This is a genomic window from Streptomyces pseudovenezuelae (assembly GCF_001513955.1).
GTDB lineage: Bacteria > Actinomycetota > Actinomycetes > Streptomycetales > Streptomycetaceae > Streptomyces > Streptomyces pseudovenezuelae.
This window is the reverse complement of the sequence record NZ_KQ948153.1, coordinates 323,927-345,749: the sequence shown is the minus strand read 5'-3', so window position 1 is coordinate 345,749 and position 21,823 is coordinate 323,927. Positions and strand designations below refer to the sequence as shown.

General features: G+C 71.3%; 22 protein-coding genes and 1 tRNA gene. 12 read left to right on the top strand and 11 right to left on the bottom strand.

Translation table 11 applies throughout. From position 1 onward, the window contains the following. Positions 1–1,548, bottom strand: coding sequence for an aromatic amino acid ammonia-lyase (locus tag AQI94_RS38270; RefSeq protein WP_031060087.1), 1,548 nt, complete (start codon positions 1,546–1,548; stop codon positions 1–3). A 141-nt stretch (positions 1,549–1,689) separates the two neighbouring features. Here AQI94_RS38270 and AQI94_RS38265 point away from each other — a divergent pair, with 141 nt between their 5' ends. The 5 genes from AQI94_RS38265 (at position 1,690) to AQI94_RS38245 (ending at position 5,490) form a co-directional block, all read left to right on the top strand. Beyond that, entirely contained in the window at positions 1,690–2,724 is a 1,035-nt protein-coding gene (locus tag AQI94_RS38265) for an ABC transporter ATP-binding protein (protein WP_062230206.1), read from the top strand. Beyond that, on the top strand, positions 2,721–3,362 hold the full coding sequence (locus tag AQI94_RS38260) for an ABC transporter permease (protein ID WP_031060072.1): 642 nt from the start codon (positions 2,721–2,723) through the stop codon (positions 3,360–3,362). Before AQI94_RS38265 ends, AQI94_RS38260 begins: the two co-directional genes overlap by 4 nt. Before the next feature lies 1 nt (position 3,363). Beyond that, positions 3,364–4,026, top strand: a complete 663-nt coding sequence (locus tag AQI94_RS38255) for an ABC transporter permease (RefSeq protein WP_031060069.1) — start codon at positions 3,364–3,366, stop codon at positions 4,024–4,026. An 11-nt stretch (positions 4,027–4,037) separates the two neighbouring features. Further along, on the top strand, positions 4,038–4,973 hold the full coding sequence (locus tag AQI94_RS38250) for an ABC transporter substrate-binding protein (protein ID WP_031060066.1): 936 nt from the start codon (positions 4,038–4,040) through the stop codon (positions 4,971–4,973). Between the two features lie 85 nt (positions 4,974–5,058). Then, entirely contained in the window at positions 5,059–5,490 is a 432-nt protein-coding gene (locus AQI94_RS38245) for a membrane protein (protein WP_037945350.1), read from the top strand. A gap of 8 nt (positions 5,491–5,498) precedes the next feature. Here the strand turns inward: AQI94_RS38245 and AQI94_RS38240 are convergent, their stop codons facing one another. Then, positions 5,499–6,263 carry an SDR family oxidoreductase gene (locus AQI94_RS38240; RefSeq protein ID WP_031060061.1) on the bottom strand — a complete coding sequence of 255 codons (765 nt, stop codon included), beginning with the start codon at positions 6,261–6,263 and terminating at the stop codon, positions 5,499–5,501. Positions 6,264–6,413: 150 nt separating this feature from the next. On the opposite strand from AQI94_RS38240, the gene AQI94_RS38235 reads away from it, so the two are divergent. Continuing rightward, positions 6,414–7,268: a helix-turn-helix transcriptional regulator gene (locus AQI94_RS38235; protein WP_031060059.1), complete on the top strand. Its 855-nt coding sequence runs from the start codon at positions 6,414–6,416 to the stop codon at positions 7,266–7,268. A 363-nt stretch (positions 7,269–7,631) separates the two neighbouring features. On the opposite strand, the gene AQI94_RS38230 is transcribed toward AQI94_RS38235, so the two are convergent. Continuing rightward, positions 7,632–9,020 (bottom strand): cystathionine beta-synthase, encoded by a 1,389-nt coding sequence (locus tag AQI94_RS38230; protein WP_031060055.1) that lies wholly within the window; start codon positions 9,018–9,020, stop codon positions 7,632–7,634. Positions 9,021–9,182: 162 nt separating this feature from the next. Between AQI94_RS38230 and AQI94_RS38225 the strand changes: the two genes are divergently transcribed. The 3 genes from AQI94_RS38225 to AQI94_RS38215 all read left to right on the top strand — a co-directional run bounded on the left by AQI94_RS38225 (position 9,183) and on the right by AQI94_RS38215 (position 12,619). Next, positions 9,183–10,211, top strand: a complete 1,029-nt coding sequence (locus tag AQI94_RS38225) for an SGNH/GDSL hydrolase family protein (protein WP_031060050.1) — start codon at positions 9,183–9,185, stop codon at positions 10,209–10,211. 126 nt (positions 10,212–10,337) lie between these two features. After that, positions 10,338–11,558 carry an acetyl-CoA C-acetyltransferase gene (locus tag AQI94_RS38220; protein WP_031060048.1) on the top strand — a complete coding sequence of 407 codons (1,221 nt, stop codon included), beginning with the start codon at positions 10,338–10,340 and terminating at the stop codon, positions 11,556–11,558. 278 nt (positions 11,559–11,836) lie between these two features. Beyond that, complete coding sequence (locus AQI94_RS38215) at positions 11,837–12,619, top strand: hypothetical protein (protein WP_031060046.1); 783 nt, start codon at positions 11,837–11,839, stop codon at positions 12,617–12,619. A gap of 3 nt (positions 12,620–12,622) precedes the next feature. Here the strand turns inward: AQI94_RS38215 and AQI94_RS38210 are convergent, their stop codons facing one another. Then, positions 12,623–12,934 (bottom strand): hypothetical protein, encoded by a 312-nt coding sequence (locus AQI94_RS38210; RefSeq protein WP_078902991.1) that lies wholly within the window; start codon positions 12,932–12,934, stop codon positions 12,623–12,625. Positions 12,935–13,038: 104 nt separating this feature from the next. Between AQI94_RS38210 and AQI94_RS38205 the strand changes: the two genes are divergently transcribed. Next, on the top strand, positions 13,039–13,269 hold the full coding sequence (locus AQI94_RS38205; RefSeq protein WP_007382546.1) for a DUF4287 domain-containing protein: 231 nt from the start codon (positions 13,039–13,041) through the stop codon (positions 13,267–13,269). 66 nt (positions 13,270–13,335) lie between these two features. On the opposite strand, the gene AQI94_RS38200 is transcribed toward AQI94_RS38205, so the two are convergent. The 6 genes from AQI94_RS38200 to AQI94_RS38175 form a co-directional block, all read right to left on the bottom strand. After that, complete coding sequence (locus tag AQI94_RS38200; protein WP_031060042.1) at positions 13,336–14,229, bottom strand: Bax inhibitor-1/YccA family protein; 894 nt, start codon at positions 14,227–14,229, stop codon at positions 13,336–13,338. A gap of 148 nt (positions 14,230–14,377) precedes the next feature. Next, complete coding sequence (locus AQI94_RS38195) at positions 14,378–15,553, bottom strand: 4-hydroxybenzoate 3-monooxygenase (protein WP_031060040.1); 1,176 nt, start codon at positions 15,551–15,553, stop codon at positions 14,378–14,380. Positions 15,554–15,707: 154 nt separating this feature from the next. Then, on the bottom strand, positions 15,708–16,394 hold the full coding sequence (locus AQI94_RS38190) for a hypothetical protein (RefSeq protein ID WP_031060038.1): 687 nt from the start codon (positions 16,392–16,394) through the stop codon (positions 15,708–15,710). 690 nt (positions 16,395–17,084) lie between these two features. After that, complete coding sequence (locus tag AQI94_RS38185) at positions 17,085–19,013, bottom strand: zinc metalloprotease (protein ID WP_062230204.1); 1,929 nt, start codon at positions 19,011–19,013, stop codon at positions 17,085–17,087. 108 nt (positions 19,014–19,121) lie between these two features. Next, positions 19,122–19,340, bottom strand: a complete 219-nt coding sequence (locus AQI94_RS38180; protein ID WP_062230202.1) for a hypothetical protein — start codon at positions 19,338–19,340, stop codon at positions 19,122–19,124. Between the two features lie 52 nt (positions 19,341–19,392). Then, on the bottom strand, positions 19,393–19,608 hold the full coding sequence (locus AQI94_RS38175) for a hypothetical protein (RefSeq protein ID WP_225890394.1): 216 nt from the start codon (positions 19,606–19,608) through the stop codon (positions 19,393–19,395). Positions 19,609–19,839: 231 nt separating this feature from the next. Here AQI94_RS38175 and AQI94_RS38170 point away from each other — a divergent pair, with 231 nt between their 5' ends. Continuing rightward, positions 19,840–20,235: a helix-turn-helix domain-containing protein gene (locus AQI94_RS38170; protein ID WP_031062046.1), complete on the top strand. Its 396-nt coding sequence runs from the start codon at positions 19,840–19,842 to the stop codon at positions 20,233–20,235. A 927-nt stretch (positions 20,236–21,162) separates the two neighbouring features. Further along, positions 21,163–21,423 carry a hypothetical protein gene (locus AQI94_RS38165; protein ID WP_225890393.1) on the top strand — a complete coding sequence of 87 codons (261 nt, stop codon included), beginning with the start codon at positions 21,163–21,165 and terminating at the stop codon, positions 21,421–21,423. 49 nt (positions 21,424–21,472) lie between these two features. Here the strand turns inward: AQI94_RS38165 and AQI94_RS38160 are convergent. Further along, positions 21,473–21,556: transfer RNA gene (locus tag AQI94_RS38160), tRNA-Leu, on the bottom strand. Positions 21,557–21,823 lie beyond the last annotated feature (267 nt).

Genomic DNA, 21,823 nt, shown 5'->3' with positions numbered 1-21,823 from the left:
TCATGCCTCGATCCCCCTCCAGATGTCCGTGAACCGGTCGAGCAGTGCGGCCGCGGCCGTCACGTCGTCCGTGAGCGGCCGGTCGGCCGTGTCCTGCGCCAGCACCGCCTCGGCGAGCTCCAGCGCCCGGCCCACCGGGAGGTCCGGGTCGGGCCTGAGGTCGCGCTGGCGCAGCGCCCGTACGGCGGCGACGAGTTCGCAGCCGACGACGAGACGGTACGCGCCGCACACGCGCAGTGTCTGGCGTGCGGCGAGCGAGGCGAAGCTGGCCTGTTCCTCGACGCCCCGGGAGAGTACAGCGTGGCCGAGCGAGGCGGGCGCGGAGAAGGCCCGCAGGTCGCCGAGGGCGGCCCCGGCGGCGTACTCCAGGATCATCACGCCGGAGGAGGCGGGCTCCTGGTCGGCGAGGAAGGGCCGCAGGCGGGTGAAGACCGGCTCGTTGAGCGTGGAGAGCCGGGACGTGGACAGCCGGGCGACCTGGGTGAGGGCCAGCCTGAAGTGGTCCAGGGCCAGGGCGAGTTGGGCCTGGTAGAAGCCGCCGTGATGGTAGGCGGCCATGTCCTCGGGGGAGATGAGGGGGTTCTCGGCGGCCGCGTTGATCTCGATCGCGATGACCTCCTCCAGGGCGTCGGCCGCGTCCTGGGCGGGCCCGTGGATCTGCGGGAGGCAGCGGAAGCCGTACGGGTCCTGGATGCGGCCCAGCGGTGGGGTGGGCCGGTCCTCGGCCCCGATCAGCCTCCGCATCCGCCGCGCCACTTCGGCGGACCCGCGGTGCGGGCGGGCCGCGTGCACGGGGGCGGCGTACGCCTCGTGCGACCCGTCCACGGCCAGCAGCGACAGCGCCCCGACGACCTGCGTGGCCTCGACGAGCCCGCGCAACTCGTGCAGTGCGAGGGCGGCCTGGCCCAGGGTGAGGGCGTTGCTGCTGATGAAGGCGAGGGCGTCGTTGTTGTCCAGGGGCTGGGGCTCGGGCACAGCCTCGCCGGAGGGCGCCGCGGCGGCTCCGTCCGGTCCCCGCCACGGATGCTCTCCCGCCAGCGCCAGCCCGGCCTGGGCCAGGGCGGCGATGTCCCCGGTCCCCACCGAGCCGAACTCGTTGACGACCGGGTACGCGCCGCTCTCCAGTGCCTCGCACAGGGCCGTGACGACCGTCGGCCGCAGCCCCGCGCCGCCCGCCAGGAGCTGGTTGGCGCGGACCGCGAGCATCGCGCGGACCTGCCGGGCGGGCAGTTCCTCGCCGATGGCGCCGGCATGGCTGCGCAGCAGCCGCAGCCCGTGTTCGGCGGCCGCCTCGGTGGGCACGTCCTCGTTCCGGTTGGCGCCGACGCCGGTCGAGCGGCCGTAGACGCGTCCGGTCGCGGCGATCTGGCGGGCGGCGTCCCAGGACTGCGTGACCCGCTTCATCGCGTCGGTCCCGGGCACCGGTCGCGCGCTCCCGTCGGCGAGGCGGGCGACGTCCGCGACACCGAGCCCGATCCCGTCGAGGACCACCAGGCCGGTGTGCCCCACCGTGAAGGGATCTGGAGTGTCCACGATCCGAGACGACATCTAGTCCAAACTCCCCTCAATACAGACATCTGATCTTGCCTGGCGGTCATCCGTTACCTCGGATTAACACCGAACCGTTGACAACCTATTCAGGTACCGAGAACTCTGCATGACGTTATACAGCCGGGCAAGGGACATCTCATGATCCAGTTCGACGCGGTCCACAAGCGCTTCCCCAACGGCACGACAGCAGTGCACGATCTCACCCTCGACATGCCGGAAGGCGGCGTGACCGTCCTCGTCGGATCCTCCGGTTGCGGCAAGACGACCACCCTCAGGATGATCAACCGGATGGTCGAACCGACCTCCGGCACCATCAAGGTCGGCGGCAAGGACGTCACCCGCCAGGACGCGGCCGAACTGCGCCGCTCCATCGGCTACGCCATCCAGCAGTCCGGTCTCTTCCCGCACCGCACGGTGCTGGACAACATCGCCACCGTTCCGCTCCTGCTCGGCCACGGCCGCAAGAAGGCCCGCGCCAGGGCGGCGGAACTCCTGGAGACCGTCGGCCTCGCCCCCGAGTCCGGCAAGCGGTACCCGCACCAGCTCTCCGGCGGCCAGCAGCAGCGCGTCGGCGTCGCCCGCGCCCTCGCCGCCGACCCGCCGGTCCTGCTCATGGACGAGCCCTTCGGCGCGGTCGACCCGGTCGTGCGCACCCAGCTCCAGGACGAACTGCTCAGACTCCAGAAGGAGTTGAACAAGACCATCGTCTTCGTCACGCACGACGTCGACGAGGCCGTCCGGCTCGGCGACCGCATCGCGATCTTCCGCACCGGCGGCCACCTCGTCCAGTGCGCCCCGCCCGCCGAACTCCTCGCCCGCCCCGCCGACGACTTCGTGGCCGACTTCCTCGGCGCCGAGCGCGGCCTGAAGCTGCTCTCGCTGACGACCCTGGCCGAGGTCCCGCAGGGCCCCGCGCCGGAAGGGACCGCCTGGTCCCTGGTGTGCGACGCGGCGGGCAGGCCCCTGCACTGGGCGAGCGACGGCACCGAGGTCCCCGTACGACCGCTCAAGAACGACGACTCCCTGCTCGCGGCCCTCGACGAGTCGGTCGCCTCCCCCACCGGCCTGGTCGCCCGCGTCGACGCCGACGGCGTCCTGAGCGGGGTCACCTCCCGCGACGAGATCCACCGGCACGCCGGCCGGGCCCACACGGAAGCCCGGGTGGCCGTATGACCATCGACTGGTCGTGGATATCCGGCCACACCGACGACCTGACCACCCTGACGATCTCGCACCTCCAGGCAGCGCTCTCCGCGGTCTTCTTCGGCCTGCTGATCAGCCTCCCCCTGGCCGTGGTCGCGCACCGCGTCCGCCCCCTGCGCGGCTTCCTGCTCGGGCTCTCGAACGTCCTGTTCACGATCCCCTCGATCGCGATCTTCGTGCTGCTGCTGCCGGTCAGCGGCCTGACCCGCACCACGACCGTGATCGGCCTGACCGTCTACACGCTGGTCGTGCTGCTGCGGAACACCGTCGAAGGCCTCGACTCGGTCCCCGCGAAGACCAAGGAGGCCGCGAAGGCGATGGGCACCCGCCCGCTGCGCACGCTCCTCACCGTCGAACTCCCCCTCGCGCTCCCCGTGATCATCGCGGGCGTCCGCATCGCGACCGTCATGTCCATCTCCCTGGTGTCGGTCGCCACCTACATCGGCGACGGCGGCCTCGGCCAGCTCTTCACCGACGGCTTCCAGCGCGACTTCCCGACCCCGGTGATCGCGGGCGTGGTCCTCACGCTCCTGCTCGCCGTGATCGCGGACGCCCTGCTGGTGGCCCTCCAGTACGTCCTGACCCCGTGGCGGCGGAGGCGAGCCTGACATGTACGAACTCCTCAAGAACCTCGGCACCTGGCTGACCAGCGGCTCCCAATGGACCGGCACCGACGGCATCGCCCACCGCCTCGCCGAGCACCTGCAGTACTCGCTGCTCGCGACCCTCGTCGCGGCCGCGATCGGCCTGCCCCTCGGCCTGCTGATCGGCCACACCGGCAAGGGCGCCTTCCTCGCGATCAACCTCGCGTCCTTCGGCCGGGCCCTGCCCACCGTCGGTCTGGTCGTCCTGGTCTTCCTGGCCGGCGGACTGTCCATGCTCCCGGTCTACGTCGCCCTGGTCGCCCTCGCGGTCCCGGCGATCGTCACCAACACCTACGCCGGCATGACGGCCGTCGACCCGGACGTCAAGGACGCGGCCCGCGGCCAGGGCATGCGCGGCCACCAGGTCCTGTTCCAGGTCGAACTGCCCCTCGCCCTCCCCCTGATCATGACCGGCCTGCGCCTGGCACTCATCCAGGTCGTCGCCACCGCGACCATCGCGGCGTACGTCTCCTTCGGGGGCCTGGGCCGCTACGTCTTCGACGGCCTCGCCCAGCGCGACCTCGTGCAGGTGCTCGGCGGCGCGGTGCTGGTCGCCGTGATCGCCGTCGCCCTCGACCTGCTGCTCTCCGGCCTCCAGCGCTTCCTCTTCCGACACCGCACCGCGTAAGGACCCCTGAGATGAACCGACGCACCCTCCTCGGCGGCCTCTTCGCGGCGGCCTCCGTCCCCGCCCTCTCCGCCTGCTCCAGCGGCATCACCTCCCTCGACGGCGGCGGGACCACCTCAGGCGGCAGCGGCTCCAGCAAGGGCGGAGTCACCATCGGCACCGCCAACTTCACCGAGAACCAGGTCCTCGGATACCTCTACGCGGCGGTGCTCCAGCAGGCCGGCGTGAAGGTGAAGGTCCGCCCCAACCTCGGCACCCGCGAGATCGTGATCCCCGCCCTCAAGGCCGGCGACATCGACCTGCTGCCCGAGTACCAGGGCGCCCTCCTCAACTACCTGGCCCCCAAGGACGCCTCCGCCGAACCCGGCACCATGCAGAACGCCCTCACCCTGGCCCTGCCCGCCGGCCTCCAGGTGCTCCCCTACGGCCAGGCGGCCGACTCCGACTGCTTCGCCGTCACCCGGGCGACCGCGCGGAAGTACGGCCTCGTCACCCTCGCCGACCTCGCCAAGCACAACGGCAAGCTGGTCATCGGCGCCGCGCCCGAGGTCAAGAAGCGCCGGGTGGGCGCGGTCGGCCTGAAGGAGGTGTACGGCGTCGAGTTCAAGGAGTTCAAGTCGCTCGACTCCGACGGCCCGCTGGTCAAGGGCGCCCTGAAGAAGGGCGATGTCGACGTGGCGAACCTCTTCACCACCGACACCGACATCGCCGCCAACGGCTGGGTGGTGCTGACCGACCCGAAGAACCTCATCCCCAGCCAGCACATCGTCCCTCTCATCGCCGACCGCAAGGCCGACGACACCGTCCGCAAGGCCCTCGCCCGTCTCGGCAACGTCCTCACCACGGCCCAGCTCACCCAGCTCAACAGCCAGGTCGACAACGACAAGAAGGACCCGGAGGACGTGGCGAACGCCTATGCGAAGCAGCACGGGCTGACCACGGGCTGATCTGGGAAGGACCCCCGCCGCAACAGGGGGGCTAACCCCAGTGCAGCGGGCCTTCCGGCTGCCTACCGTGGATCCCATGACCGGAATGGATGCGCGGGACCCCGAACTCAAGAAGGAACTCAACGCCACCCTGCAGGCCCGCAGGGAACTGGGCGAGGAGTACGAGTCCGCGCTGGTCGACTCATTCCTGGAGAAGGTCGACCAGCGGATCGACGGTGCCGTGGACCGCCGGCTGCGCCGCCAGCTCGCCGAGCAGCAGATGGTGACGGCCCGGAGCGCCCGCTCGCCCAAGTCCACCGACTCCTTCGGCGAACGCTACGGCTTCGGCATCGTCTCCATGGTCCTGGCGATCCCGCTCTCCGCCATCGGCGGCGGTATCGCCCACCTGCCCGGCCTGCTGGTCTCCTGGGTCGGCATCGTCGGCGTCAACGCCTTCCAGGCCCTGCGCGTCAACCCGGACCTCTTCCGCGGCCGGCGCGCGAAGCCGTCCTCCCGGAGCAGCGACTGGGAGGGCTGACCCCGCGCTCACACCTGCGCGGTCGGCAGCACCACGACCTGGCGCAGATTGACGTGCCGGGGCCGGCTGGTGACGTAGGCGACGAGGTCGGCGAGTTCCGCGGCCGCCAGCGAGCCCGTCGTCTCGACCAGTCCGCCGATCTGCTCCCGCAGCCCGTCGTTGTCGATGTGGGTGGCCAGCTCGCTCTCCGTCAGCCCCGGTTCGATGTTGGTGACCCGCACGCCCCGCGGCCCGAACTCGTTGCGCAGCAGCGCGGACAGGTGGGTGACCGCGGCCTTCGTCGCCCCGTACACGGCGTAGTCGGTGAAGCCCGTGACGTGCGCGCCGATGGACGAGACGTTCACCAGGTCCGCGCGGCGCCCCTGCTCCGCCGCCGCGTTCAGGTCGCCGGCGAAGGCGCCGATGATCCGCAGGACCCCGGTGACATTGGTGTCGATCATCCGCTGCCACTCGTCGACCCGGGCGTCGGCGATCGGGTTCGGCAGCATCACCCCCGCGTTGTTCACCACCAGGTCGACGGCCCCGTACGCCGTGTGCACACGCTCCACGGCGGCCGCCACGGACGCGTCGTCGGTGACGTCGGCGACCACGGCCAGCGCCTGTCCGCCGTCGGCCCGGATCTTCTCGGCGATCGCCTCCAGCCGCTCACCGCGCCGCGCGAACAGCGCGACCCGCGCCCCCCGCTCGGCCAGCAGCACGGCCGTGGCCTCGCCGATGCCGCTCGCCGCTCCGGTGACGACAGCGGTACGTCCGGCCAGATTCTCGTACGACATGGATGTGCTCCTCGGTGGGATGTCCGCCGGGGTCACTCCCCGGCCTCGTCCACCACCCTGCGGCGCCCGGGCCGCCCTACCCAGGGATGCGTTTTTCCTGGGTCTGCCAGTACCAGGTTCGAAACTCCCGCCTCCCCTACCATCGAACCCATGGACGGGGACCTCGGAGATTTCCTGCGCTCACGCCGCGCCCGCATCCGGCCCGAGGAGGTGGGGCTGCCCTCGCACGGGCGGCGCCGCGTGCCCGGGCTGCGCCGGGAGGAAGTGGCGCAGCTGGCCGGAGTGAGCGTCGACTACTACATCCGGCTGGAGCAGAGCAGAGGCCCCGGGGGCCCCTCCCGGACCAAGTCGGGGGGAGTCTCCGACGCGGTCCTGGACGCCGTCGCCCGTGTGCTGCGCCTGGACGAGACCGAGCGCGACTACCTCCACGCGGTGGCCCGCCCGCGCAGACAGACCGAACGTCCCACCAGTCCCCGGGTCCGCCCGGGAGTCCAGCTGCTGCTCGACGGCATGGACCGCACCCCGGCCTTCGTCCTCGACCGCCGGATGACCGTCCTGGCCTGGAACGCCCTGGCCGACGCGGTGTTCGGCTACAGCGGCACGACCGCCAGGACGCGCAGCATCCCGCGGCAGGTCTTCCTCGACCCCGCCGCCCGCGATCTCTACCCGGAGTGGCAGGCGGTGGCCGCCCAGTGCGTGGCCCACCTGCGGGTCCTGGCGGGCCACCACCAGGACGACCGCGAGCTGACCTCGCTGGTCGGCGAACTCTCCCTCAAGAGCGAGGACTTCCGCCGCCTGTGGGCCGACCACCAGGTCAAGGAGTGCGCCTACGGCGTGAAGCGCGTCCGGCACCCGGTGGCGGGCCTGCTCGTCTTCCCGTACGAGACCCTCGGTGTCCCGGGAGACGGGGACTTGAGCCTGCTCGTCTACACCGCGGAACCGGGATCGGAGACGGCGGAGCGGCTGGCGCTGCTGGGCAGTTGGGCATCGAGCCCCGTCCGCTGAGTCCCGCCCGCCGGGCCGCCTGGGCGTCCGCCCGGAAACGAAATATCGCGGGGACCGCCGCACCCCCGTGAACGGGGGGCGGGACGACGGCGGTCCCCGCGAGGGACGTCGACCGGGTCAGGCCAGGTCTTACGTCCGGCGTCCATGGAGGTCCGGGAGCCGCTCCGGAGGTCCTTGGACGTTTCGGCGCCGGCTGGGGCGGGGAGCCGCTCCCGCCCTGCCGACATCCACCAATGTGCCGGACCCGTGTTAAGCGTGTGCTGCGTGGACGTGACACGCTCGTACCAGTTCCGCGAAGTCCACCTTTTCGGTGGGAAACCGCAAGTCCGCCGCCGGCACCCCGGGTTCACCGCACGTTTACCGCTACTTCCCGCCCTTGGCGAGGAAGGCCAGCAGATCCTGGCGGCTGATGACTCCGGTGGGCTTGCCCTCCACGAGGACGATCGCGGCGTCCGCCGAGCCGAGGACCGACATGAGGTCACCGACCGGCTCGCCGGAGCCGACCTGGGGCAGCGGGGCCGACATGTGCTTCTCCAGCGGGTCCTCCAGCGAGGCCCGCTGGGTGAACAGGGCGTCGAGCAGCTCGCGTTCGACGACCGAGCCGACGACCTCCGCGGCCATCACGTCCGGGTGACCGGCGCCCGGCTTGACGATCGGCATCTGCGAGACGCCGTACTCCCGCAGCACGTCGATGGCCTCGCCGACCGTCTCGTCCGGGTGCATGTGGACGAGGGAGGGGATGGCGCCGTGCACCTTGTCGTTCAGGACGTCGGCGACGCGGGCGCTGGGGCCCTCGTCCTCCAGGAAGCCGTAGTCGGCCATCCACTCGTCGTTGAAGATCTTCGAGAGGTAGCCGCGCCCGCTGTCCGGGAGCAGGACCACCACGACGCCGTTCTCGTCCAGGCGCTCGGCGACCCGCAGGGCCGCGACGACCGCCATGCCGCAGGAGCCGCCCACCAGCAGGCCCTCCTCCTTGGCGAGGCGGCGCGTCATCTGGAAGGAGTCCTTGTCGGAGACGGCGACGATCTCGTCGGCGACGGTCCGGTCGTAGGCGGTCGGCCAGAAGTCCTCACCGACGCCCTCGACGAGGTACGGCCGCCCCGAGCCGCCGGAGTACACGGACCCCTCGGGGTCGGCGCCGACGACCTGGACCTTGCCGTCACTGGCGTCCTTCAGATAGCGGCCGGTGCCGGAGATGGTGCCGCCGGTGCCGACGCCCGCCACGAAGTGGGTGATCTTCCCCTCCGTCTGCTCCCACAGCTCGGGGCCGGTGGAGTGATAGTGGGAGAGCGGGTTGTTGGGGTTGGAGTACTGGTCGGGCTTCCACGCGCCCGGCGTCTCGCGCACCAGCCGGTCGGAGACGTTGTAGTACGAGTCCGGGTGCTCGGGGTCCACGGCGGTCGGGCAGACCACGACCTCGGCGCCGTAGGCCCTGAGGACGTTGATCTTGTCCGTGGACACCTTGTCGGGGCACACGAAGATGCACTTGTACCCCTTCTGCTGCGCCACGATGGCGAGCCCGACCCCGGTGTTGCCGCTGGTCGGCTCGACGATGGTGCCCCCGGGCTTCAGCGCACCGCTCTCCTCCGCCGCCTCGATCATGCGCAGGGCGATGCGGTCCTTCACGGAACCGCCGGGGTTGAAGTACTCGACCTTGGCCAGGACGGTCGCCTTGATGCCCTTGGTCACGTTGTTGAGCCTCACCAGCGGGGTGTTGCCGACGAGGCTGATCATCGAGTCGTGGAATTGCACCGTTGTCTCCGGATGCTTGCAAAAGAAGTGGTCCTAGTGGTCCGGCCAGCCTATGGCCTGATCGGGCGCCATGAAGGTCGTTCACTCCCCGTTGGGATTGGGCCACGGTCCGTGCGGGGCAAGGAGTGGGTGTAGCGGGTACGACGGAGGTGGCGGCGACGTATGACGAGCATGTCGAGGGCGAGGGTGGCCCGGCGGATCGCGGCCGGCGCGGCCTATGGCGGCGGCGGGATCGGCCTGGTGGGCGCGGCGGCCATGGGGCTGCTGCTGGCGGAGGTACGGCTGGCCAGACGGCAGGTGGGCAACGGCACGACGCCGCACGTCCCGCACGCCGAGGGCCGGTACGGCCATGTCTACGCCGCCGCGGGCGATCCGCCTCTGCGCCTGACCATGCTGGGTGACTCCACGGCGGCGGGCCAGGGGGTGCACCGGGCGGCCCAGACCCCGGGCGCGCTGCTGGCGTCGGGGCTGGCGGCGGTGGCGGAGCGTCCGGTGGAGTTCCGCAATGTCGCCCTGCCCGGGGCCACCTCGGACGACCTGGACCGTCAGGTGGCACTGACGCTGGCGGATCCCGAGCGGGTCCCGGACATCTGCGTGATCATGATCGGCGCGAACGACGTCACACACCGGATGCCGGCGACGCGTTCCGTGCGGCATCTGTCCTCGGCGGTACGGCGGCTGCGCACGGCCGGTGCCGAGGTCGTGGTCGGCACCTGTCCCGACCTCGGCACGATCGAGCCGGTGCAGCAGCCGCTGCGATGGCTGGCCCGCCGGGCCTCGCGTCAGCTGGCGGCGGCGCAGACCATCGGGGCGGTGGAGCAGGGCGGGCGCACGGTGTCACTGGGCGACCTGCTGGGCCCGGAGTTCGAGGCGAACCCGCGTGAGCTGTTCGGACCCGACCACTACCACCCTTCGGCGGAGGGCTATGCGACGGCGGCGATGGCGATACTGCCGACGGTCTGCGCGGCCCTGAGCCTGTGGCCGGCCGACGAGGACCGCCCGGACGTCTCGCGCCGCGAGGGGTTCCTGCCGGTGGCCCGGGCGGCGGCGGAAGCGGCCTCGGAGGCTGGCACGGAGGTCGCGGCGGCGATGCCGACCGGTCCGACGGGACCCTGGGCACTGCTCAAGCGCAGGCGCAGGCGGCGGGTCAGGGCGACGGAGCCGTCCCCCACCAGTCCGTCCGAGGTCTGACGAGACGGCAAAGCAAGCGCTTAGACATAGGTCACACCGTCATCCCCGTGACCCAGGCCATACGTACGGGTAACTTCCCAAGCAGCCCAGTCGGAAGTACACCCCCGTAACGCCAATGGAGCCGTGATGCCCGAAGCCGTGATCGTCTCGACCGCCCGCTCCCCCATCGGCCGCGCCGTCAAGGGCTCGCTCAAGGACCTGCGCCCCGACGACCTCACCGCCACGATCATCCAGGCCGCCCTCGCCAAGGTCCCCGAGCTGGACCCGCGCGACATCGACGACCTGATGCTCGGCTGCGGCCTCCCCGGCGGCGAGCAGGGCCACAACCTGGGCCGCATCGTCGCCGTGCAGATGGGCATGGACCACCTGCCGGGCTGCACGATCACCCGTTACTGCTCCTCCTCGCTGCAGACGAGCCGCATGGCCCTGCACGCCATCAAGGCCGGCGAGGGCGACGTGTTCATCTCGGCCGGTGTCGAGATGGTCTCCCGCTACGCCAAGGGCAGCTCCGACGGCCTCCCGGGCACCACCAACCCGCTCTTCGACGAGGCCCAGGCCCGCACCGCGGCCACCGCCGCCCAGGAGGGCACGAGCTGGCACGACCCGCGCGAGGACGGCCTGCTCCCCGACCCGTACATCGCGATGGGCCAGACCGCCGAGAACCTGGCGCGGGTCAAGGGCGTCACCCGCCAGGACATGGACGAGTTCGGTGTCCGCTCGCAGAACCTCGCCGAGGAAGCCATCAAGAACGGCTTCTGGGAGCGCGAGATCACCCCGGTCACGCTCCCCGACGGCACGGTGGTCGCCAAGGACGACGGCCCGCGCGCCGGCGTCACCCTCGAAGGCGTCCAGGGCCTGAAGCCGGTCTTCCGCCCCGACGGCATGGTCACCGCCGGCAACTGCTGCCCGCTCAACGACGGTGCCGCCGCGGTCGTCATCATGTCCGACACCAAGGCGCGCGAGCTCGGCCTCACGCCGCTCGCCCGCATCGTGTCGACCGGTGTCACGGGCCTGTCCCCCGAGATCATGGGCCTCGGCCCGGTGGAGGCGTCCAACCAGGCCCTGCGCCGCGCCGGCCTCACGATCGACGACATCGACCTGGTCGAGATCAACGAGGCGTTCGCCGCCCAGGTGATCCCCTCCTACCGCGACCTGAACATCCCGCTGGAGAAGCTGAACGTCAACGGTGGCGCGATCGCCGTCGGCCACCCGTTCGGCATGACCGGCGCCCGCATCACCGGCACGCTCATCAACTCCCTCCAGTTCCACGACAAGCAGTTCGGTCTGGAGACCATGTGCGTGGGCGGCGGCCAGGGCATGGCGATGGTCATCGAGCGCCTGAGCTGATCGCCCAACTCTCCGTGTCCGCACGGGGACTCGGTGTCACCCTTTGGCCCAGAACCTGGGAAACTCCAAGGTTCTGGGCCGATTTGTGATCCAATCTCCCTCAGGATGTGACCTATCTCCCTTCCTGCAGGGGTTTTCGCAGCTCAGAGCCACTTCACCCCCAAACATCGGACCCAAGTTCCTGTCCGATTCGTGACGTTACGCACTGACAGCTGGATAGTCCGCCCTTCAAGCTGATGTAGGAAGTCGGGGGTCGACTTTGAACCGGGAGTACGTCAGTGAGCGCCATGCCGATCGCCTTGCTGGTCACCACGGCCGCCACGGGCGCCGTGGGCGTCGCCGTCCTGCGCACCCTCATGGTGCTGCGCCGACAGGTCGCCGCCCTGCACGCCGAGCTCGCCAGGGACAACACCGCGTCCGTACGGGGTCTCGTGCCGGCCGCGCGTCCTGCCGCCGACGTCGACGAGATACGTGCCGCCGTGGCCGAGGCCCTCGCCGAGGAGCGTGAGCGCGAGCTCGCCGAGGCGCGGGCCTTCTGGGCCGCCCAGGAGGCCCGTGACGCCTCCGACGCGCCCTCGCTGCTCGGGCTGCCCGACAGCGAGCTGTTCCTGCCCCGGCAGGCCGATTTCGTGGGCCTGGAGCCGGTGTCGGAGTCCTCGGCCGACGTGGACGAGTTCGCGGGCGACAGCCCCGAACTGGCCGCGGCCCGCCGCCGTCACCCCTCCCACCCGGACTTCGTGCCGGTCGGTTCACCGGTCGTGGGCGACCACGAACGCACGGTGGCCACCCTTGAGGACCTGGCCGCCTCCGGCACCGAGCTGGCCGACGTCCGCCCGGGCCCCCTCGGCACCCTGGACGTCTACGTCTTCGCGGACGGCACGACCCTGTGCATGACCCCGGGCCACCGCGAGACGGCCGAACGTCTGTCGGCCGCCCTGCGCGCGGGCGAGAGCCCGGTCCTGCTGGGCGGCTCGGGCATCTCGGGCGCGTACACACTGACCTTCGCGTGCGGCGAGGAGAACGTCTACATCCTGGCCGACCGGGTCATAGCGTCCCTGTAGGAGTCACACCCCGGCCCGCTGTTGGGCCTCCGCCACCAGTTCCAGTGCTTCTTCCACTTGGCCCTCGTCCGTCAGGACGAGGGCCAAGTCGTGCACGGCCACGGTGATCTGGTCGGCGGCGGCGAACATCCCCGCGTCCGGCATCTCGCGAAGCTCGGTCCCCGGCTCCTCCAGAACCTGGGTCCGGCGGGCGAACTCCCGGGCCAGTCCCAGCGCCTGGGCGGCGGCGCCCCGCTGCAACCGGCTCTGCGGAGCGGCCCGCAGGCGGTCGGCGAAGTGGTCCACAGCCCGGGTCAGACGCGAAGTATCAGCCACTCGGCAACCGTACGCGTCCGACCGGGACTGTTGCCAACGGGCGAACGCTCAGGCACGGTGACCTGAAGGACCGGCTTACATCCCCTTTGCGTCCGGAGGCGCCGATGTCCCACGTCCTCTCCGAGGAGACCCACCGCAACCTGCTCGCCCGCATTCCCCACTGCACCGGTCGTGAAGTCTCCGACTGGCTCCGCACCGTCGACGAAGGCCCGGCCCTCTTCCGCTTCGAGGAAAAGGTCAGCTGGCTCCGTCACGAACACAACCTCGCGTACGGCCACGCCAAGGCGATCATCCACGAGTACGACCTGAGGAGGGCCGCGCGCAGGTACTTCTGAGCTGCGCACATGCCGAAGGGCCCCGGGTACGGAACCCGGGGCCCTTCGTCGTACGACCGGCGGAGGCTAGTCGCTGCTGTTGAGGATCGCGATGAGCCTCAGGAACTCCATGTAGATCCAGACCAGCGTCAGCGTGAGACCGAACGCCGCCAGCCAGGCCTCCTCCTTCGGCGCGCCGTAGGCGATGCCGTCCTCGACCTGCTTGAAGTCGAGGGCGAGGAAGCACGCGCCGAGCAGCACGCCGATGATGCCGAACAGGATGCCGAGGCCGCCGCTGCGGAAGCCGAGGCCGTCACCGCCGCCGAAGGCGGCGAACAGCAGGTTGACCACCATCAGCAGCATGAAGCCGAGCGCGGCCGCCATCACGAAGCCGTAGAACCGCCGGTTCACGCGGATCCAGCCGGCCTTGTACGCCACCAGTACCGCGGCGAAGACCGCCAGGGTGCCGATGACGGCCTGCATGGCCGCACCGCTCGCGATGCGGTTGTCGACGATGCTGGAGATGACGCCGAGGAACACGCCCTCGAACGCGGCGTACGACACGATCAGCGCGGGCGTCGCCTTGCGCTTGAAGGACTGCACGAGCGCCAGGACCATGCCGATCACCGCGGCGCCGATGCCGATGCCGTACGAGCGGCCGATGTTGGCGTCGTCGACGGGCAGCAGTGCCCAGGCGAGGGCGGCGGTGACGATCAGGATGCCGAGGGTGGTGCCGGTGCGCAGGACGACGTCGTCCATCGTCATCCGGCCGGTGGTCACCGGGGTCTGCGGCGGGGCGCCCTGCTGCAGGCCCTGCTGGGCATAGGGGTTGGTCGCGTACGGGTTGCCCTGCGGCTGCGCGTAGGGGTTGCCCTGCGTGCCCACGGCTGCGGCCCCGGCCTGCGGCGCGGTGTTGAAGCCCGCGTAGCCGTTGTCGCGGCTGAACCCCCGTCGCGAGAAGACCGGGTTGCTGCTCCTCATTTCACTCCTCCATGGCCACCGTGTGTGGACCTTGCCCTCAAGAGTAATGGGTAGGCAAAGGAATGACCCTAGTGCTTGAGGAGGATCTTCCCTCGTTGTGCTGGCCAACACGCTACGCGCAGGCGTGATTCCCGGCACTGGAGGGGCCTCACCCGAAGGGGAAGCCGGTGTACCCCTCGGCGAGGTCGGTCTCGGCGGCCCGCGACCCGGCGATCCGCTCCAGCCGGGCCAGCTGCATCCGGTCCTCGAAAGACGTGGCGTCGGGAGCCCGGTGCAGGAGGCTCGTCATGTCGTACGAGAACCGCTCGGCCTGCCACACCCGCCGCAGGCAGGTCTCGGAGTAGGCGTCGAGGAGCTCGGCCGAACCGGTCTCCTTCCGGTGCGTCAGCGCCCTCGCGAAGGTCACGACGTCCCCCACGGCGAGGTTGAGGCCCTTGGCCCCGGTGGGCGGGACGATGTGTGCCGCGTCACCGGCGAGGAAGAGCCGGCCGTGCCGCATGGGCTCATGGACGTAGGAGCGCATCGGGGTGACGGACTTCTGCGTGATCGGGCCCCGGTCCAGCTTCCAGTCGTCGTCCGTCTCGAAGCGGCGCTCCAGCTCGTCCCAGATCTCCTCGTCGCCCCAGCTCTCGGCGTCGGTGCCCTCGGGGACCTGGAGGTAGAGGCGCGAGACGGACGGGGAGCGCATGGACAGCAGGGCGAAGCCGCGGTCGTGGCGGGCGTAGACGAGTTCGTCGTGGGAGGGCGGGACGTCGGCGAGGATGCCGAGCCAGGCGAAGGGGTACGTCCGCTCGAACACCTTGGTCAGTTCGGCGGGGATCGCCTTCCTCGCCACGCCCCAGAAGCCGTCGCAGCCGACGACGTACTCGCACTCCAGGACGTCCTCGCGGCCCTCGTGCCGGAAGCGGACGCGCGGGGCGTCGGTGTCGGCGCCCTCGACGGCCAGGGCCTCCGCCTCGAACAGCAGCGGACCGCCGTCCTCCAGCTGGAGGGCGATGAGGTCCTTGCAGACCTCGGTCTGGGCGTAGACCATCACGGACCGGCCGCCGGTCAGGGCGGGGAAGTCGACGCGATGGCGCTTCCTGTCGTAGCGCAGTTCGATGCCGTCGTGCGGAAGTCCCTCGCGGTCCATGCGGTCCCCGGCGCCGACCGCGCGCAGTACATCGACCGTGCCCTGCTCCAGGATCCCGGCGCGCTGGCGCTGCTCGACGTAGGCGCGGTCGCGGCTCTCCAGGACGACCGAGTCGATGCCGGCGTGGTGGAGGAGCCGGGCGAGGAGGAGGCCGGCGGGGCCGGCTCCGATGATGCCGACGGTGGTACGCATCGGGCGTTCCCTTCGGGGACCTTGGGGTGTGTTCGCACAGTGAAGTTTTTTTCACCTGAGTGTCCCGAGTTTGCGCCGCGGGTGTGCCGATGTCAACGGTGCTGCGCGGCCGTCCGGCCCACGGGTGGCTGCCGCGGGCCGGACGGCCGTCGGGTCAGCGGCCGGGCCAGCCGTCCAGGTGGCGGTGCATGGTGACGTCGTCCTGCGCGTCGCCCCTGGGGGCGTCGGCCACGGCGTCCTGGAGGACGGAGTTGACCTCGGCGGCGAGGGCGTCGGCCCGGGTGCGCAGCTCGGTCGCGGGGATGTCGGAGCGGGTCAGGGCGTCCAGCCGGCGGTGGACGTCGGCAAGTTGGCGGCGGTGGGCGGAGTCGAGGGTGAGCGGGGCGGGCGTGGAGACCACGAACTGGTAGGCACCGGCCAGGGTCTGGCAGCCGGTGCAGCTCTTGTTGGTGGCGTCACTGAGGTTCACGGCGTTCAGGCGCGTGTGCTCGCCCGCGACCGTGACGATCTGGAACGACAGCGCGACCGAACGGCAGTCGTCGTCGGCGGTGCAGCCCGACGAGACTGCGTTGGCCTGGTTGCGCACGGAGGCGGCGTTCACCTTGCCGAACTGGCGGATGGTGAACGAGTCCTTCTCCTCCGTGTGGTCGCGGCGGTCGGCGTGGCTGAAGACGTGGTCCGACGCGACGGCGACCTTGGGGGCGCCGACGGCGGCCCCACCGGTGGCGGCCTGCGCCGGCACGGCGGTCGCCACACCGGCGACACCGGCGGCGAACAGGCCCACGCGAACGGCACGGCGGGTCAACGGGCTGGGGGTGCGGGGTTTTCGGTGGCTGCTCAAGGGATCTCCTTGGGTGGATGGATGAATACGGATGTGGGGGGCGGGTGTGGGGGACAACCGGGCCCGTCCCCCGCCTCGACGAAGGGCGAGGCCGGGGACGACCCGCCGGCCCACGGCGACCACCGGGCCTCCCTGGCCACGCCGAGCGACCTCGCCGGAGACGGGACGACCTCCCGGTCCGGATCACGCGCCCGACCGTGCCCGTGGTGAGCAGGCACTCGCGGAAGCCAGCCGTCACCCCTAGGCGACCACCGGGCCTCCGGGCCGGCCGACCCGACCCGACCCGACCGAGACGTAAGGGCCCCGGCCGGAACGCGAGCCCGACCGTGCCCGTCCCGGGCAGGCGAGCCAGGCCGAAACCTGCCGTCCCCCCACGGCGACCACCAGGCCCCCGGACCGGCACGCGCCCACCCCGGAGACGAGCGAGGCCGCAGTCGGCCGTCACCCCCACGGCGACCGCCGAGTCCCCGAGGGGCGGGGCCGACCCGGCCGAGACGGGAGGATCTCCCGGGCCGGAACACGAACCGACCGTGCCCGCCCGCCCGAGGCAGGCACTCGCCCACCCCGGAGATGGCCACCGCCCCGCCCGCGCCCCGGCGCCGACCACCGGCTGTGACCCACGGCCCGTTGGCGCACCAGCCCAGGTGGGGCCGGTGTGACCACCCGGCCGCCGGGCACCAGCCCCCCCCCTCAGGTCACCCCCGGTGAACCGCTTGCCGGTGGTGGGGGCGGGGTGTCGGTGGGTGAGGGCGGGATACTTTCCGACGGGGTCGGGGACGAGACGGGGGTGGTCGGGCCCGTGCCCGGGGAGGACGCTTCCGGGGCCGCCGACGTGCCCTGCGCCGGGGACGCCGGCCCGCGGGAGGCGCCCCCGCTCGCCGAGCCCGGTGCCGCCGCGGACGCCGCCGGTGAGGCGGACGCCGAGGTGCCGGTGGACGTCCCGGGGCTGGGCGCGCCCGAGCCCGCGGAGCCGCCCGCCGCCGAGGGCGGCACCGCGCCCGGACCCGTACCCGCCGGGTCCTGCGAGGTGCCCTTGTCCGAGGTCGACGCGTCGCCGTCCGGAGTCGTGGCCTGCCGGGGCCGCGGTTCCTCCGTTGACACACCGGGCTGGAGGATCGGCGCGATCGGCGGTTTCTTCGGGAGCGGCTGGGGCGTCAGCCCGGACGTCCACGCGTAGCTGAGGCCCGTCAGCCCGGCGAGCACGGCCACGCACAGCGCCACCCGCAACCGGGGCCGCCCCGCCGTGGACCGTTTCGCGGCCCGGAAGATCCGTCCGCCGATCTTCACGGAGAGATAGACGACACCGCCCATCGGGATCAGCAGCATCAGACAGCCCAGCACCCCGACGAGCCCCTCGACGACCTGGCCGTCCGCGAAGGCCGCCCCGGTGCCGGAGAACTGCTCGACCATGGACCGGGTCATCGTGGCGATGATCCGGGGCAGGTTCCACAGCCCGTAGCCCATCTCGCCGATGATCAGCGGCACCATGGTGAGCACCCACGCGGCCACGATGGTCCGCGCCGACTTCTTCAGCCCGGCGACCTCTTTGCGGGCGGCCCGCCCCTTCCTCCCCGGCACCAGACCGAGCAGGATCGGCTTGATCTTGCCGTAGAGGTCCGGGACGCCGGCGAGGTCGCCCAGGATGTAGTAGCCGTCGAGGCGTACCGCCGGCATCAGCTGTTCGAGGATCTCGAAGTGCCCGAGGTACACCGCGGCGAGGAAGAACTGCTCCCCCGTCGCGAAGTACAGCCCGGCCATGCCGAGCATGAAGACGACGTTGAAGTAGACCCCGCCCAGGTCGGTCCTGATCCGGCCGCCGCGTCCGATCCGGTACACGTCCGTCACGTCCGTGTACATCGACGGCCAGATGAGGAAGATCCCGCAGCCGATGCAGCCCGGCCGGGCGCCTCCGTATCTGCACGCGGAGGCGTGGCCGAACTCGTGGAACACGAGCGAGGCCACGGTCAGCGCGAACACGATCAGGATCAGCACCGGCTGGTCCAGGACCTCCAGGACCGGCTCGATCGCCCCGAAGAAACCGAACAGCCATACGTCCATGGCGACGGCCGTGAGAAGCACCGCCGCGACCACGACCGGCCGGTGCAGCCACGCGAACAGCCCGGCGATCCGTGCCGTGCGCCGCTCGTCGAAGATGACCCGGTGGCCCTTGAGGGCGAGCAGCAGGTCGGAGCGCGGGGCGTCGACCTCGTCGCTCTCCTGGCCCTCGGGGACCGTCACACCGAGCGGTTCGAGCTTCTTCTCCACGAGGAAGCGGATGTTCTCGCCGCTGACCTCACGGCCGAACCTCGCGCTCACCCGGTGGGCGATCGACTCGGTGTCCCGGACGCCGTCGACGGACGACGCCACGAGATACAGCAGCCGCGACAGCTGCACGACCTGCCCGTCCCCCCGACGGGCGATGTACTTGGGCTCGGTGAAGCCCGATCCCTGGTACTCGCCGTGCAGTCGCAGTCCCGCGCTCAGCCGCGGCACGAGCCGCAGTTCGACGACCGGCAGGCTGCCCGTCGCCACCTGCTCGTACGTCACCGGCCAGCCGCCCGGCCCGGGCACCGGCCCCGAGTCGTACAGCGTCGGGGGCCCGTCTCCGAGCACTGTCATATGTGGTCTCCCCCCACGTCCTCCCCGTTTCCCCCCTGGCATGGCCGTCGGGGTGGACCGCACCGCTGGTACGGGCGGCCCACCCCGACGGCCGTCATCACGCCGGCGCTACTGCTTGACGACGATCGACTGCGAGGCCTGCGACTCGGCGACCGAGTACGAGGAGTGGTCGTTGAGCGCCGCGGACTGGTTGTCCGCGTGGATGTTGGCGATGTGCTTGGTGACGTTGGTCGTCTTGTTGAAGCTGAACTTCAGACGGCCGAGGGCCTCACGGCCCGGCAGCAGCTCGGCGGACTCGGTCTCCAGCTCGTGCATGTCCATGCTCATGACGGACTTCCTTTCAGGTGATGCGGATCGGGTTCGAGGTGGTGCGCGGGTGTTACTGGGTGACCGTGATGCCCTGGCCGGCCTGGGAGGCGGCGGCCGAGGCGAAGGAGTGGTCGTTCACAGCCACGGACGAGTTGTGGGCCTCGACGTTGGCGATGTGCTTGGTGACGTTGGTCGTCTTGTTGAAGCTGAACTTCAGACGGCCGAGGGCCTCGCGGCCCGGCAGCAGTTCCGCGGACTCGGCCTCGAGCTCGTGAGCGTCCATCATGATCAATTCCCCCTCAGGGATGGGCATTTCCGGTCGGACCGAGTCAGGTTCCCCCCAGACTCTGTCCAACTTGGTCGGACGTTCTGTCCAACGAGATTGGACACTAGGGCCTCGCGGGGCCGTTGCGCAACCCGTTCGGGGAAACACCCTTTCGGCGGCGGGTGGGGCCGCCCGTAGAATCGGCCCCGACATGGAGGTTCCGCCGAGCGGCGAGCAGGAAGTGACCCACCCGTGGCCAACGCACTCCAGCAGTTGATCCGTGAGCGCCTGGACCGCAAGGGCTGGTCCTACGGCGACGTGGCGCGCCGCGGTGGCGTCCCGCGCTCCACCGTCCACCACCTGGCGACCACCGACCGCGTCGTCCGCATGCCCCAGGCGACCACCCTGGAGGGACTGTCCAAGGGCCTGGAACTCCCGTTGGACACCGTCCGCCGCGCCGCCGCGGAGGCCTGCGGCATCCACGTGTACGGCACCCCGGCCGGCCAGGGCCCGGAGGGCACCGCCGCCCGCCCGGCCGACCCCGAGGTGGACCTCCTGATCGCCAGCCTCCAGAAACTCTCGTCCGACGACCGCCGCCACGTGGCCGCCCTGGTGGAGTCCCTACTGGACCGCACCCCGAAGAAGTAACCCCCGACACAGCACCTGCGAGAGCGACAGCGCGGTCGGACGCAGTCAGGGGCCGACGCACGAACCGCCCCGAACCCACCCGCCCGGGAACCGGACGAGCACCCGCCCGGCCCCAGCCGGTCGCCCGTTCCGTGCTCCGCAGCCACCCCAGGCGAGGACCCCCGGCCACGCGACGGCCCCCTGAGAGCGCCTCCCACCCGGCCCCTGACCCCCACCACGAAACACCGGCCCGGCTCCAGCACCACGAGCCCGACAGCGCGGCCCGGCGCAGGCGGGGGCCCGCACACGGACCGGCCCAGGCCCACCCACCCGAGAACCAGACGAGCACCTCGCGGACCCCCGGCCCGACAATGCGGCCCGGCCCAGGCGGGAGCCGCCCGCGGGCCCGCCTGCGCCGACCCGCCCGAGAACCACACAAGCGCCGGCCCGGACCCACCCGGGTCACGCATCCCGGGCTCCACCGCCGCCCCGGGCGAGCACCCTGACGGCCCCCGACCATGCGACGGCCCCTTGAGAGCGCCTCCCACCCGGCCCCTGGCCCGCACCACGAAACACCGGCCCGGCTCCAGCACCACGAGCCCGACAGCGCGGCCCGGCGCAGGCGGGGGCCCGCACACGGACCGGCCCAGGCCCACCCACCCGGGGGCCACGCAAGCGACACCCCGCCACAGCCCCCTCACCAGGCAACCAGTCACCAGGACCCGGCCCCCGCCCTCCCTCACCGCCCCGGCACCGCCACCCCCACCCCTGGCCAAGGAAGTGACCGTCCGGAGGCTGGGTCTCGGCGGTCTGCGACCGGGGATGTTCACTCTTCCGAGGAGTCGGAAAAAGAATTCGACTGTGCCCGAAAGCGCCGGACTCCCCCGCTAGTCTCTCGTCCTGCCCGAGGAGCGAGAGCCGCACGACCCCGGGCTCCCAGGGGGGAATGTGTTGTTCGTGCATGGCGGGCCGGCGACAGCCGTGGTCCGTGGGCCCGCCGGAGAATCGGTCGTACTGCTCTCCGGTGAGCTGCCCGAGGTACTGACCGACCAGTCGGTGACCGAACTCGTGGAACTGGCCGCCGCCGTCCTGGACGCGGACGAGCTGCCCCTGTTCCACACCTGTCTGAGAACACTGCGCCGCGACGGCATGCGCGCCGGCCGCCGGATCGAGATCGGCGGTGCCGTACTGACCGTCTACGAGGGTTGAAGACGGGAGGCCGGCCCACGCGCGAGAAGTCGTCGCGTGGGCGGGAAAGTGCCCGGAGCCGGACTTGAACCGGCACGCCCGCGAAGGGGCAGCGAGGTTTAAGCTCGCCGTGTCTGCATTCCACCATCCGGGCAGGCCATGGGCTCCGCGTCGAGGTTCCGAGCCTATCGGGGTGCATCCCCCGAACAGTGGTCGGGCGGACCGATGTTGTCTTATTTTATTGACGTCTGAGGGTGCATCAGACCCTGGAACACGCCATCCGCACTTGCCAATAGCGTTACGTGCGGCACTCGGCCACGCATGCGGAATGACGGAATTTCACCGCCCGAACGAGGACGCTCCACCTGTTCTCTGCATGAGCCCCGATCAGGGGCCGCCGTCATCCCCAGGTATGACACCG